This is a genomic window from Massilia sp. SYSU DXS3249, assembly GCF_053668055.1.
Window position 1 is genome coordinate 52,566 of sequence record NZ_JBSIPX010000014.1, and the last position, 13,129, is coordinate 65,694.

Sequence of the window (13,129 nt, forward strand, 5' to 3'; positions counted from 1 at the left end):
TCAGCGCCCCGGTGGCCGGTGCGCGTCGACCAGCACGCTCGAAACCGAGACCTGCGGCACGCGCTCCGGCCACTCGTCATGGGGGCCGAACCAGCGCGCCTCGGCGATTTCACTTGGGTCGACGCGAATCTCGCCGCCCACGTAATCGGCCGTAAAGGCAATCATCAGCGAATGCGGGAAGGGCCATGACTGGCTCGCGAAATACTGCAGGTTCGTCACCCGCAGCCCGACCTCCTCGTACACCTCGCGGTGGATCGCTTCCTCGATCGATTCGCCCGCCTCCAGGAAGCCCGCCAGCGGCGTAAAACGCTTGGCAGGCGACGCCACGTGCATCGCCAGCAGCACGCTGTCTCCCTTGCGGATCAGGACCATCATTGCCGGCGAGATGCGCGGATAGGCCAGGTGCCCGCAATGGCCGCATTTGAAACTGCGCTCGTGCGGCACGCGCGTCATCGGGTGTGCGCAGGCGCCGCAGAAGCGGTGCGTACGCGCCCATTCCGCGATCTGCGCCGCGCGCCCGGCCACGCCCATCATCGCCTCTTCCCACTCTCCGAAGAAGAGCGAACGCAGCCCGCGCCAGGCATAGCCCTCCGGTACCGCCTCGTCATCGCGCCAGCCTGCTTGGCAATAACGTTCGCCCAGCAGCCCGACCGGCTGGACGTTCGCGGGATCGAGCCCGAGCGCCGCCAGCGCGGCCGCATCCGGCAAGGCGAGGTCATGCTCGCGCACCAGCAGGCGTCCGCCATGGAACAGGAAAGTGAGTGGGTCAGCATGCGCCTGGGGCGCCATCAGCGGCGTGAAGGTCGGGGGTGTTCGCAGCATATCGGTCATGGTCGAATGGCAGGTGGACCATCATACCGCGAGCCGCTGCCCTGCGCCTGCTGCCTGCCTCAACGACCTCGACCGCAGGCCGCGTTCCCGCAGGGCTGCTGTCGCTTCTGACCCTCATCTTGCCGTCAAGTTTCGTCGTTTCGCGGTTTTCCGGACCTGCGTCAGCCGCAACCAGCAGTCCGAACTATTCACCCGGCATGGCGCTCAAAGTGCTGACTGATCGCTGCATCCTTGAACGACAACCGGGGAGAAGACGATGGACGATGCACCCGTTGTGCTCGGTATAAACCGCACCCAGGACGCCAGCATCTGCCTGATGCACGGCTCGCAGCTGGTGTGGGCGATCCAGAAAGAACGGCTCACCCGCCACAAGCACCACTGGGGCAAGCCGGGCGACCTGCGCCGGCATTACCTCCCTTCCCTGCCCGGGCTCGAGCGTCCGATCGACGTGCTGGTCGAATGCTTTTCGTCCGACGCCGAAATCGATGCCCTGCCCGACTACGAGGCCGAGCTGCAGGACACCCTGGTGCTGGCGCCCGGCTGCCGGCGCGCGCGCATCTCGCACCACCTGGCGCACCTGTACAGCGTGTTCCACCCTTCTTCCTTCCGCGAGGCGGCCGTCATGGTCGTCGACGGCCAGGGCAGCCCCGTCGCCGACTTCACCGAACACTGGAGCGGGGCGGCAGGCGTCCCCGGCGACTGGCGCGAGGTCTCCTCGTTCTACACCGCGACCCGCGAACGGGTCGACTGCCTCGCCAAGCAGCTGTGGGACCGCGACGACGCCCGCCTCGTGGGCCTGGGCATGTTCTACTTCCTGCTCACCCAGGCCTTGTTCCCCGGCGAAGGCAACGAGGGCAAGGTGATGGGGCTGGCGCCGCACGGCGACGCGCACGCATTCGAGCTGCCGCCGCTCGCGGTCGACGGCTGCCGGGTCACGATTCCGCCGGCCTGGCGCAGCCTGCTTGCCGAGCGTGAGCGCTTCCGCTACGGCACGCCCGGCATCAGCTTCTCCGAGTGCGCCAACCTGGCCGCGGCCGGCCAGCGCGCCTTCGAGGACGCCCTGCTCGCCGTGGCGCGCTGGCTGCACGGGGCCACCGGCATGCAGAACCTCTGTTTCGCCGGCGGCACCGCGCTGAACTGCTCGGCCAACGAACGGCTGCTGCGCGAGACGCCCTTCCGGAACGTGTTCATCCCGCCGGCGCCGAGCGACGCCGGCACCGCGCTCGGCTGCGCCCTGTACGGACTGACCGAGCTGGCCGGCCTGCCCTGCGACTACCGCTGGCGCCACGACTACCTCGGCCCGCAGCCCCGGGACGAGGACATCGCGGCGGCGCTGGCGGACGTGCCCGACCTGCTGGTCGAACGTTTTACGAGCCAGGACACCCTGCGCGAGCGCATGCTCGACCTGCTGTGCGCGCGCAAGGTGGTGGCCCTGTACCAGGGACGCAGCGAATTCGGCCCGCGCGCGCTCGGCCACCGCAGCATCCTGGGCGACCCGCGCCGCGGCTATGTCCGCGACTGGATCAACGCCCGCGTGAAGCAGCGTGAATGGTTCCGCCCGCTCGCCCCGGTCGTGCTGGCCGAGCATGCGGACGCGTATTTCGACGTCCCCGGCGCCTCTCCCTTCATGCAGTTCGCCGCGCCCGTACGGCCAGGTCGCGCCAGCACTGTCCCCGCGATCACCCATGTGGACGGCACGGCCCGGCTGCAGACCGTGGGCCCGGACGACGACCCGCTGCTGCGCGCGCTGTTGACGGGCTTTATGGAGCGCACCGGCGTGCCAGTGCTGCTCAATACCTCGTTCAACGGCAAGGACGAGCCGATCGTCGAAACGCCGGCGCAGGCGGTGGCCTCGTTCCGGCGCATGCCGCTGCATGCGCTGGCGATGCCGCCCTACCTGGTGCGCAAGCGCGTCGAGCCGGAGCTGCCGGAATGATCCGGGCCTATCCCGAGCGCGCCAGCGTGCTGCCCGGCGAGCGGCTGGTGCTGCATGTCGCCACCGACAGCCGGCGCTTTCGCGTGCACTTCTACCGCTGGCGCGACGGTTTCGAGGCCCTGCACAGCTCGTCCTGGCTGCCGGGCGAGCGCGCGCGCGAACGCGGCGCCGGCGACGACTGGGACTGGCCGGCCTACGAATTCCCGGTGCCGGCGCACTGGACCTCCAGCGTCTACATCGCCCATCTCGAGGAAGCCGAAGGCAAGGTGCCGCTCTCGCTGGCGCTCGACTTCGCCGCCGCCCTGTTCGTCGTGCGCGGTCCGCGCGGCGCAGGCCCGTACGGCAACCGCATGGGCGGCATGCTCTACAAGCTGCCGCTGGCGACCTACCACGCCTATAACTTCAGCGGCGGCGGCTGTTACTACTGCAATCCGCCGCGCTCGCTCGACCCGCCCGGCGCCCGCGTGTCGCTGCGCCGGCCCGGCGGCGGCATCGGCGGCCCGACCTGGGGCGCCCCCGACCATTACGACGCCAGCTCCAGCCGCCAGACTTTCGCCCACTGGGACGGGCGCTTCATCCGCTGGCTGGTACGCCAGGGCTACACGCCCGAATTCTGCACCGACCTCGACATCCACCTGGACCCCGGCTTGCCGCTGCGTTACCGGCTGCTGGTGTCGGCCGGCCACGACGAATACTGGACCGAGCCCACGCGCGACGCTATCGAGGATTTCGTCGCCGCCGGCGGCAACCTCGCCTTCTTCGCCGCCAACCTGTGCTGGTGGCGCATGCACCTGGTCGACGACGGCCGTGCGCTCGTCTGCCACCAGGGCGGGCCGCGCGGCGCCTTCGACCACTGGTGGCCGGCGCGCGGCGCCGGAAGGCCGGAAGACCGGCTCGCCGGCGTCAGCTACCGCCACGGCGGCGGCTGGTGGGACGGCGCACGCCACACAGCCGGCTTCATCGTGCAGCAGCCGGAGCACTGGGTATTCGCCGGCACCGGCCTGGCGCGCGGCGACGCCTTCGGGGCCGACACCTGGCCGCCGCTGGCCGGCTACGAATGCGACGGCGCCCCGCTCGACGCCTTCGACCGCGCCAGCGGAACGGCGACCCTGTCGGCCTGGGCGGACGAAGGCGGCACGCCGGACGCCTACCAGCTGCTGGCCGCCTGCCCGCTCGACAGCCGCTGGCAGGAGCTGCCGCCGCGCGAACGCCACGCCGCCGGCGAAGGCGTGCATGCGGCAACGCTCGGCCTGTTCGAACGGGGCGGCACCGTTTTTTCGGCCGGCACGACCGATTGGGCGCAGGTGCTGGCCGACGGGCGCGACCGCCGGGTCGAGCGCATCACCCGCAACGTGCTGGACCGTTTACTGCGGCATTGAGCGCGCCCGGCAAAACCTGCAGGAGTGTTGAAGGTGAGCTCCTCGGAGCGAAGCGCGACGTCGAAGACAGTACGCCTGTATGGCGAGGCGCGGCGACGCAGCGAAGAGGATTTTGCCAGGCGCTCTTGAGCGTCCTGGCCGGTTCACGGGACGGTTGGCCATGTCGTCATCTCATCAAACGGAGGAAACGGTGTATCGGCGTCCACTCTTGCATCGGCGCGAGGTCGAATCGATCCTCGTGTTCCGCGCGCTGCACCTGGGCGACATGCTGTGTGCGGTGCCCGCGCTGCGGGCGCTGCGCGCGTCGCTGCCGCATGCGCGCATCACCCTGGTGGGTCTGCCCTGGGCACGCCAGTTCGCCAGGCGATTCCGGACCTATGTCGACGACTTCGTGGCCTTCCCCGGCCATCCCCTGCTGCCGGAACAGCCGGTGCGCCACGAAGAACTCACGCCCTTCTATGCCGGCCTCTGTGCGCAGCGCTGCACGCTGGCGCTGCAACTGCACGGCAATGGCGCCGTGACGAACGACATCGTGGCCGGTTTCGGTGCCGAAGCGATGGCCGGCTACTGCGATGGCGACGCGGTCAACACGGAACACACCGTCCTGTTCCCCTATCCGCGGGTGGGGGCAGAATCGGACCGCCTGCTGCGCCTGGTCGAGCGCCTCGGCGCCAGCGCCGTCGGCGACTACCTCGAATTCCCGCTGGCCCCGGACGACCGCAAGGAACTCGAGGCGAGCGGCATCGCGGCCGGCCTGGCGCCCGGCAGCTATATCTGCGTCCACCCCGGCGCCCGCAAGCGCGACAAGTGCTGGCCGGCCCAGCGTTTTGCAGAAGTGGCCGACCGGCTCGCCGCCGAGTTCGGCGTCGACGTAGTGCTGACTGGCTCGGCCGACGAAGCCGAGCTGGCGAACGAGGTCGCCAGCCACATGCAGGCGCCCGCCGTGAATGCGGCCGCGCCCATCTCGATCGGCGCCATGGCCGCGCTCATGAAGAATGCGCGCCTGCTGGTCTGCAACGATACCGGCGTGTCCCACATCGCCGCCGGCCTGCGCCTGAAAAGCGTCGTCATCTTCAGCAAGGCCGACATCGCCCGCTGGGCCCCGCTCGACCGCGACAAGCACCGCTGCATCTGGGACCCCGACGCCCAGCGCTCGGCCGCCGTCCTCCAGCACGCGCGGGCCCTGCTGGCCGGCACCGATCCGGGACGCCAGCGCACGGCGGGGATGTGGCCCTACTGGTAACGTTCCCGCCCGCCGATCCGCAACACCGCTTGCCCCATAGCCCGGTAGGGTGGACGGCTCCATCCGGCACCGTGCATGGCCACGACTTTTGCGCCGCCCACGCGTTCAAGCGGCCCATGCGAGCTGCGCGGTCACTCGTGCTGCGTAAAACCCGGGGGTGGCCACACCGTTACGCGTAAATAGACCCGTAGGGTGGACGGCGCGACCCGGAACCGTGCATCGACGAGACCTCTACGCCGTTCACGCGTTCGGGCGGCCCATGTGAGCTGCGCGGTCATTCCTGCTGGGGTTGAACGCGTGGGCGGCGCAGGCGCTGCGTATGATCCTGCACCAGGGTGGAGCCGACCACCCTACCATCCTGCGCTGGCGATACCTGGATCGGCACGTTCCCCCCTTCGCATCGCGCTCACGACCCTGCGCCTGTGCCCGCCACCAGCAAGTCTTCCGCCATCGCAATCACCTGCTCGGCCGGCACGTCGGCCACGAAACTGGCGTCGTGGGCACAGCGGCTGGTGAGATTCGATGCCCCGCATTCCGGGCAATCCTGGCGCAGCGACAGCGCGGCGCGCAGCAGGGCCGGGCGCAGAGGGGTGCCGTCGATCAGGTTAGTGAACCAGAAGATGCCGACGGCGGGGGTGCCGATCGCCAGCGCCAGGTGCAGCGGGCCGGTGTCGTTCGATACCACGCATGCCGCACGCTCGACCAGGCCGCACAGTCCGCCCAGGCCCAGCTTGCCGGACAGGTCGATGGCCGGGGCGTGCATCGCCTCGATCACGCTGCGCACGAGCGGCGCCTCCGCGGCGGTGCCGTTCACCGCGACCTGCGCGCCCATGCGCGCCAGCGCATCGCCCACGGCCGCGAACGATGCGGCCGGCCAGCAGCGGCGCGGATCGGTCGAGCCGGGCTGCAGCAGCACCAGCGGCGGCGTCGATCGGGCAGGCGCCTGCCCCGCCGCCGCTTCCCTCGTCACCGCTTCCCTGGCCGCCGGCCCTGCGGCAGTCCCGAACTGCCCCGCGCGCAGTCCTTCCCGGGCAGCAGATGCCGACGACGCATACCCACGCAATGCAGTCCCCGCAGCGAATGGCGGCACGACCCGCGCCGCTTCCTCGCGGTCCGCCTGCGTGACCGCCAGCTCCTGCTCCAGCCTGAGGTCGCAGGCGCCGGCCAGCGCGGCGATCTCGAGCAGGGCCAGGCGGCGATTGCCCGGCTCCGCGTGGCGCACGGTCCGGTCCAGCGGCGGCGCCCCGTCGGCGCGCGCACCTACCGTCAGGCGCGCGCCGAAGGAGGCGACCAGGGGGTTCGAATACCTGCCGCCGCCGTACATCTGGCAGGCGATGTCGAAGGCTTCGTCGCGCATGGCGGCGGCGAAGCGCCGCGCCGTGCCGTCGTCGGGCGCGTCCGGCGGCAGGCCGATACCGGCCATCGGCGGCACCGCGATCACGCGGTCCACCGGCCCGGGTCGGCCGGCCAGGAAGACGGCATGCCATGGCAGCCCGAGCAGGACCAGTTCGGCATCCGGATAGGCACGCTTGAGCGCGTGGAGCGCCGGCAGCGCAAACACGAAATCGCCCACGGCGTTCGGACGCAAGACGGCGATCTTGCGTCCGAAGACCGGGCGCGACGCGCCAGCCTGCCCGCTCATCGCGCCACCACGCCGGCGGGCCCGCGCGCTGCGTCCACCGCCGCGGCCTCGCCCAGCAGGGCGTAGGGTGCGTCGACCTCGCGCGTAGTGACGGTCGTGGGCAGCTCCATGTGGTAGGCCCCGGAGGGCAGGATGCCGCAGCCGCCGTAGCGCTCCATGACGCGCAGTTGCGCCAGCACGTCCTCGCCGCAGTGGCCCGGCGGCAGCCCCGGCCAGAATTCGAAGCCGCCGCATGCGCGCAGCTTGGCGCTGTCGAACAGCACGCAGCCGCCGATCCAGGCCACCCGGTACAGGCGCGATTCCGAAGCACCTCGGGGAACACCTTGGGGAGCACCTTCTGGAGCAACTTCTGGAGCACCGTCCGGCGCACCACCGGCAGCGCCCGCGTGACGCGACTGCACGTGGAACAGGTTGGCGGCGCTGTGCAGGTGGTGGCGCGTCCAGGCGGGCATGCCCGGCCGGACCGTTTCCGGCTGCACGCGGCCTTCCCAGAACTCGATCTGCTCCTGTCCGGGCCGTACCTGGCCGAGGTAGCTCAGTCCGTGCACGGCGCTGCCGACGAAACCGCAGCCTTGCCCGAGGATCGCGGCATGCAGGCGCGCCGCCAGGTCCGGTTCGACGATCACGTCGTCGTCGAGGTAGAGGCAGTACGGCGCCTGCACCTGCGCCAGCAGGAAGGCGCGCTGCTCGGCCATGCCGCGTCGCGGCAGGTGGCGGTGGGTGTCGACGGCGATGCCGCGCGCGCGCAGGTAGCGCAGCACGGCCGCCACCTCGGGCTGCTCGACGGCCACCGCGCTTTCGGACTGGTCGGAGACGACGATGCGCAGCGGCGGCCCGCCGGACGCGCCCAGGGCCGTGAGCGTCACCGCCAGCGCGGCCGGCCGCTCGCAGGTGGGGATGAGGACATCGATCGCCGCCGTCATGCGGTCCGCCCCTGCGCCTGTGAAGCGCGCGCGTCTCCGTACAGCCAGGGATTGAGCGCCGGGTCGTTGTACATCTTGAACTGGCGGTACACCTTGAAGTAGGCGCGTCCGTCGCCGGCTTCGAGCAGCAGGCGGTCGAGGCAGCCGGACAGGTCTGTGCGCTGCGTGACGAGCCGCCCCAGCCGGGCCGTGCAGGCGTCGACGTGGGCCGCTCCCGCATCGAGGCGCAAGGTTTGTTCGCGCATGTGGTGAATCTTCAGCGCGAGGATCGAGAGGCGGTCGATCATGGCGCCGGCGGTCTCGCTCGACAGGCGGGCGTCGGGCCTCGGCGCGACGCCGGCCTGCGCCAGCACGGCAAGGATGGCTTCGTCGATGGCCTCGACGGCGTCGTTGCGCTGCTGGTTGTAGGCGTCGATGCGGCGCTTGCCGGCGGCGATGTCGGCGGCGGGGACATCCTGGCGCCGGGCTTTGTCTTCTTCGCGCCACAGCAAACAATTAAATCGGTGGTTCGCCGCGATGGCGCGCCAGGCTTCGCCGCCGGTGTCGAAGGCGTCGGCAGCGTGCTGCGCGACCTGCAAAAATGCGTCGTGATAGAGGGTGATCGAGCGTGCATCGAGTCCGTGCGCCATGGCCGCCTCCGCCTGAGAAACCGCGTTGTGAACTCATGTTTGGAGACCTGCGGGGGCTTGAAAGTTCGATGCGATTCGGGTGTACACTTTATTCAAGCGCAAAACAAAATCAGTCCCCTTCCCCACCCCTGTATTGCCCCTATCATGCGCAGCTTTGACACCCCCAGCGCGCCCTATCCGCGTCCGCAGATGGTGCGCCAGCAGTGGGCCAGCCTCGACGGCTGGTGGGAGTTCGCCTTCGACGACGCCAACGCCGGCTTGTCCGAACGCTGGTTCGACGGCCGCGAACTCCCCCGGCGGATCCTCGTGCCCTTCCCCTACCAATCCGCGACGTCCGGCATCGGCAGCCGCGAGATCCACGAAATCATGTGGTACAGCCGCAGTTTCGAGGTGCCCGACGGCTGGGACAGCGGCGCCCTGCTGCTGCATTTCGGCGCGGTCGACTACCGGGCCGACGTCTGGGTCAACGGCCGCGTGGCGGGCCGCAACCGCGGCGGCCACGTACCCTTCTCGTTCGATATCGCGCCCTACCTGCGCCCCGGCCAGAACCGCGTGACGGTGCGCGTCGAAGACCGGCAGGATCCCTACCAGCCGCGCGGCAAGCAGTCGGCCTCGGGCACGCCGGTGCGCATCTACTATTACTGCACCAGCGGCATCTGGCAGAACGTCTGGCTCGAGCCGGTGGCGCCGCTGCGCATCGATTACCTGCGCGTGCTGGAAGCCGATCCGGACGGCGCGCTCGCCCTGACGGTGCACCTGCACGGCCCCTTCAGCGAGTGGGAAGCCGAGCTCGACGTATTGGACGACCCCGATTCGACCTGGGTCTGCGCCAGCACCCGCACCGCCAGCCGCGGCGCCAGCCTCGAGCTGCGCACCCGCATCCCCGATCCCAAGCCCTGGTCGCCGAATTCTCCGCACCTGTACGGCCTGCGCGTGCGCCTGCTGCACCGCGGCCAGCTGGTCGACAGCGTCGAATCGTATGTCGGCCTGCGCTCGATCGAACTCAAGGACGGCTGGTTCCACCTGAACGGCAAGCGCATTTTTCTCCTGATGGCGCTCGACCAGGGCTACTGGCCCGACACCCTGCTGGCCGCCCCCTCCGACGAGGCCTTGCGCGAGGACGTGGCCTGGGCCAAGCGCTTCGGCTTCAACGGCGTGCGCAAGCACCAGAAGATCGAGCACGAACGATGGCTCTACTGGTGCGACCGGCTCGGCCTGATGGTGTGGGAAGAGATGCCGAATGCGCGCTCGTGGTCGGAAGAATCCGAAGAGCGCCTCGAAATCGAATGGCTCAGGGCCGTCATGCGCGACGCCAACCACCCCTCCATCGTGGCCTGGGTGCCGGTGGTGGAAAGCTTCGGCTTCCCCGAGCTGATGCGCCATCCGCACCAGCACGATTTCCTGGAACGGATGGTGGCGCGCACGCGCCTGGTCGACACGACCCGGCCGGTGATCGACAACGACGGCTGGCAGCATACCGACGTCACCGACGTGTGCACGATCCACGATTATTCGCATCCGGTCGAGGCGCTGCTGGAACGCTATGCCAGCACGCTGCTGACCGGCCTGCCGCCGGAGACGGGCTGGCACAAGGCCAAGGCGCTGTTCCTGCCCGGCGCCCAGTACCGCGGCCAGCCCATCGTGTTTTCCGAGGTCGGCGGCTACCTGATGGCGCCGGACCGGCCGGAACGGCGGCGCGACCGCCTGTACGACGCCTACGGCAACGTGCGCAACGAGGACGAACTGGCGCAGCGCTACCGCACCCTGATGGAAGGGCTGGCCTCGCTGCCCTTCCTTGCCGGCCTGTGCTATACGCAGCTGACCGACGTCGAACACGAGCAGAACGGCCTGATGACGATCGACCGGGTGCCGCGCCTGCCGCCGGAACAGATCGCCGCCCTGCACGCCAAGCTCTGGCCCGACGGGTAGGAGGCCGTGACGAAACGTGCTGCGCTTCTCAAAAGATTGCAGATCGTCCAGAATAGGCTGCACATCCAAGAATGGAGCTTATGGACAAGATCTCGTCACTGGTCGGCCGCTACTCGTTCCGCGCCCGGGTGTTTTTCAATGGGGTCTTTTGCGATGCCAATGCGTTTGCCGAGGACAGCTCGGCAGGCCAGCTGCACCTGGTACGCTGCGGCCCCGTGATCTTCCGCCAGGAGAACCTGCCGCCGCTGCGGGTGGACAGGCCGGCCATGGTCTACTACCCGCGCGGCAGCGCCCATACCCTGGAAGTCCCGGAGGGCGCCAGCGCGAACCTGCTGTGCGCCCACATCTCGTTCGAGGACGGCGGCGCCAATCCGCTGGCGCGCGCGCTGCCCGAACGCCTGTACCTGCCCTTTTCGAAGGTGCGCGCGCTCGAACACACCCTCGAGCTGCTGTTCGCCGAAGCCTCTTCGTCCAGCCAGGGGCGCGACGTCATCCTCGACCGCCTGTGCGACGTGCTGATGGTGCAGGTGCTGCGCCACGAATTCGAACACGGCACGCTGTCGATCGGCCTGCTGGCCGGGCTGGCCGACCGCCAGTTGTCGCCGGCGCTGGGCGCGATCCACGAACGTCCGCACGAACCCTGGCAGCTCGAGACGCTCGCACGCGAAGCCTGCATGTCGCGCGCCCGCTTTACCGAGCATTTTCGTAACGTGGTGGGGATGCCGCCAGGGGAATACCTGACGCGCTGGCGCATCGGCCTGGCGCAGGACCTGCTGCGCAAGGGGATGCCGGTAAAGGTGGTCAGTGCCCAGGCCGGCTACACGAGCGCGCCCGCATTCACGCGGGCGTTTACGGGGATGGTGGGGGTGTCGCCACGGCAGTGGCTAAAGGAGGTTGAGCCGGCACACAGGCCGGCTCAGCTTTCTACTGCCTAGCGGTGCTTACTTCAGCAGGCGGCTGCGGCTGGCAACGAAGGCGATGCCCAGCGACAGGACGCCGACATAGCCGATCGCCATCTGCATGCCGACGTGGTGGGCGATGGCGCCGATCACCGGAGGACCCATCAGGGTGCCGCTATAGGCCATGCTGGCGACACCGGCCAGTGCCACCGGGCCCTGGGCGCCGGCCGCGCTGAACACGAACGGGAACAGCAGCGACAGGCCGAGGCCGGCGACCGCGAAGCCGCCCAGTGCGAAATACGCGTTCGGCGACAGCACGGCGAAGAACAGGCCGGCGCTCGAGATCATGGCGCCGGTGGTGACCAGGCGCTGGGCGCCGAAGCGGACCTTCAGCTTGTCGCCGACCAGGCGCGAGACCAGCATCATCGCCGAGAAGCAGGTCAGGCCCAGCGGCGCCATGCCGGCGCTGACGTTGAAATGCTCCTTGAGGAACACGCCGCTCCAGTCGGCGATGCTGCCTTCCGACATCGCACCCAGGAAGCCCAGCAGGCCCAGCAGTGCCATCGGACCGCGCGGCAGGGCGAACTTCTTCTTTTCGACCTTCTCGACGTTGTTGTCGACGTCGAGCATCTGGTAGGCGCCCCACAGCACCATGGCCAGCGGACCGGCCAGCATGATGAAGTGGGTAGCCGGTGCGATTTTCAGGCTGGCCATCAGGCTGCCCAGGGTGGCGCCCGCCAGGCCGCCGCCGCAGGCCAGGCCGTGCAGCATCGACATTTCCGATTTGCCGGTCTGCTTTTCGCGCTTAGACGCGACCGAGTTCATGGCGACGTCATACACGCTGGCGGTAATGCCGAGCATCAGCACGGCCATCATCAGGCGCGAGACGGTCGGCGCCATGCCGATCGAGACCAGCACGCCGAGCAGGGCCAGGCCCGAGATCAGCAGCGATTTGCGGGCGCCGAACTTCCCCATCAGGAAGGACGACACCGGGAACGACAACAAGGCGCCGACGCCGCCGCACAGCAGCACCATCGACAGGGCCGAGTGCGAGACGTGCACGCGCTCGGCGAGGGCCGGGATACGGCCTGCCCACGAGCCCATGACGAGGCCGAACAGGGCGAACAACACAGGCAGGGCATAGTCCTGGGCTTGAATGAGAACCGAGCGGCGCGACGTAGAGATCGGGGCGGGGCTAGCGGTAACAGAAGTTTGCATTTTTCCTAAATCGATTGAATGGGTGCCTGGTGCGTCATGTTTCCCGCAGCGTTCGCGCTGTCGGATGTCTCCGGTCGGAAGAGTTCTCTTGCTCTGCCGTTCGTAACTGACTGCTAACAGGGGTAGAAAAAACAAACGCCAACCTCGAAAAGTTGGCGTCAGGAAGCTGATGGACGGCAATTTTACGCATCCGAAGCGCACTTTTGGTTTGCCGTACGGAAAAAATTTATGCGCGTTGCGTCACGATCACAGTCGAAAAATCAAGTAATTGGCAGAGCTGCACGGGGTGTTAAACCTATTGCATGCAGTCACTTTATTTCCCATGAAAAAGCGCTAAAACTCCCGTTACGGAATGTAAAAACCCTTGAGAAAGTAGGTAACGGACGAGCACTGGGAGGCCGCGCGATCCGTGCCGGCTGCCACGACCGGTTGCGCCATCTCACCACCGACGAGCTCGCCTCGCGGTAGCGTTAAAGCTTCCAACAGGAAACTTTTGAGGA

Annotated in this window: 10 protein-coding genes; 5 read left to right on the plus strand and 5 right to left on the minus strand. The window is 68.8% G+C overall.

Features of this window, described 5'->3' with window-relative positions; genetic code table 11:
* Window positions 1–822, minus strand: a complete 822-nt coding sequence (nudC, locus tag ACWCIA_RS16390; protein ID WP_454164957.1) for an NAD(+) diphosphatase — start codon at window positions 820–822, stop codon at window positions 1–3.
* A gap of 265 nt (window positions 823–1,087) precedes the next feature.
* Here nudC and ACWCIA_RS16395 point away from each other — a divergent pair, with 265 nt between their 5' ends.
* The 3 genes from ACWCIA_RS16395 (at window position 1,088) to ACWCIA_RS16405 (ending at window position 5,389) form a co-directional block, all read left to right on the plus strand.
* Window positions 1,088–2,767 carry a carbamoyltransferase family protein gene (locus ACWCIA_RS16395; RefSeq protein ID WP_454164958.1) on the plus strand — a complete coding sequence of 560 codons (1,680 nt, stop codon included), beginning with the start codon at window positions 1,088–1,090 and terminating at the stop codon, window positions 2,765–2,767.
* Complete coding sequence (locus ACWCIA_RS16400; protein WP_454164960.1) at window positions 2,764–4,146, plus strand: N,N-dimethylformamidase beta subunit family domain-containing protein; 1,383 nt, start codon at window positions 2,764–2,766, stop codon at window positions 4,144–4,146. Before ACWCIA_RS16395 ends, ACWCIA_RS16400 begins: the two co-directional genes overlap by 4 nt.
* 190 nt (window positions 4,147–4,336) lie before the next feature.
* Entirely contained in the window at window positions 4,337–5,389 is a 1,053-nt protein-coding gene (locus ACWCIA_RS16405) for a glycosyltransferase family 9 protein (RefSeq protein ID WP_454164962.1), read from the plus strand.
* 406 nt (window positions 5,390–5,795) lie between these two features.
* Here the strand turns inward: ACWCIA_RS16405 and ACWCIA_RS16410 are convergent, their stop codons facing one another.
* From ACWCIA_RS16410 to ACWCIA_RS16420, 3 genes are read right to left on the minus strand one after another with little or no spacing between them, the layout of a single operon-like run.
* Window positions 5,796–7,031, minus strand: coding sequence for a glycosyltransferase family 9 protein (locus ACWCIA_RS16410; RefSeq protein WP_454164964.1), 1,236 nt, complete (start codon window positions 7,029–7,031; stop codon window positions 5,796–5,798).
* Window positions 7,028–7,954: a glycosyltransferase family 2 protein gene (locus ACWCIA_RS16415; RefSeq protein WP_454164966.1), complete on the minus strand. Its 927-nt coding sequence runs from the start codon at window positions 7,952–7,954 to the stop codon at window positions 7,028–7,030. The genes ACWCIA_RS16410 and ACWCIA_RS16415 overlap by 4 nt, the downstream gene beginning before the upstream one ends.
* Complete coding sequence (locus tag ACWCIA_RS16420; RefSeq protein WP_454164968.1) at window positions 7,951–8,583, minus strand: DUF4254 domain-containing protein; 633 nt, start codon at window positions 8,581–8,583, stop codon at window positions 7,951–7,953. The genes ACWCIA_RS16415 and ACWCIA_RS16420 overlap by 4 nt, the downstream gene beginning before the upstream one ends.
* A gap of 144 nt (window positions 8,584–8,727) precedes the next feature.
* Here ACWCIA_RS16420 and ACWCIA_RS16425 point away from each other — a divergent pair, with 144 nt between their 5' ends.
* Together ACWCIA_RS16425 and ACWCIA_RS16430 are read left to right on the plus strand one after the other, a co-directional pair.
* Window positions 8,728–10,512 carry a glycoside hydrolase family 2 protein gene (locus ACWCIA_RS16425; RefSeq protein WP_454164970.1) on the plus strand — a complete coding sequence of 595 codons (1,785 nt, stop codon included), beginning with the start codon at window positions 8,728–8,730 and terminating at the stop codon, window positions 10,510–10,512.
* An 80-nt stretch (window positions 10,513–10,592) separates the two neighbouring features.
* The gene (locus ACWCIA_RS16430; RefSeq protein ID WP_454164971.1) at window positions 10,593–11,447 is read left to right on the plus strand and encodes a cupin domain-containing protein; all 855 of its coding nucleotides are present in this window, start codon (window positions 10,593–10,595) and stop codon (window positions 11,445–11,447) included.
* Between the two features lie 6 nt (window positions 11,448–11,453).
* Here ACWCIA_RS16430 and ACWCIA_RS16435 read toward each other — a convergent pair whose 3' ends face one another.
* Window positions 11,454–12,629, minus strand: coding sequence for an MFS transporter (locus tag ACWCIA_RS16435; RefSeq protein WP_454164973.1), 1,176 nt, complete (start codon window positions 12,627–12,629; stop codon window positions 11,454–11,456).
* Window positions 12,630–13,129: the final 500 nt, after the last annotated feature.

Coding starts and splice junctions, on each gene's coding strand:
- ACWCIA_RS16415 (WP_454164966.1), bottom strand. CDS start 7,954: ATGACGGCGGCGATCGATGTCCTCATCCCCACCTGCGAGCGGCCGGCC.
- ACWCIA_RS16430 (WP_454164971.1), top strand. CDS start 10,593: ATGGACAAGATCTCGTCACTGGTCGGCCGCTACTCGTTCCGCGCCCGG.
- ACWCIA_RS16410 (WP_454164964.1), bottom strand. CDS start 7,031: ATGAGCGGGCAGGCTGGCGCGTCGCGCCCGGTCTTCGGACGCAAGATC.
- ACWCIA_RS16400 (WP_454164960.1), top strand. CDS start 2,764: ATGATCCGGGCCTATCCCGAGCGCGCCAGCGTGCTGCCCGGCGAGCGG.
- ACWCIA_RS16420 (WP_454164968.1), bottom strand. CDS start 8,583: ATGGCGCACGGACTCGATGCACGCTCGATCACCCTCTATCACGACGCA.
- nudC (WP_454164957.1), bottom strand. CDS start 822: ATGCTGCGAACACCCCCGACCTTCACGCCGCTGATGGCGCCCCAGGCG.
- ACWCIA_RS16425 (WP_454164970.1), top strand. CDS start 8,728: ATGCGCAGCTTTGACACCCCCAGCGCGCCCTATCCGCGTCCGCAGATG.
- ACWCIA_RS16435 (WP_454164973.1), bottom strand. CDS start 12,629: ATGCAAACTTCTGTTACCGCTAGCCCCGCCCCGATCTCTACGTCGCGC.
- ACWCIA_RS16395 (WP_454164958.1), top strand. CDS start 1,088: ATGGACGATGCACCCGTTGTGCTCGGTATAAACCGCACCCAGGACGCC.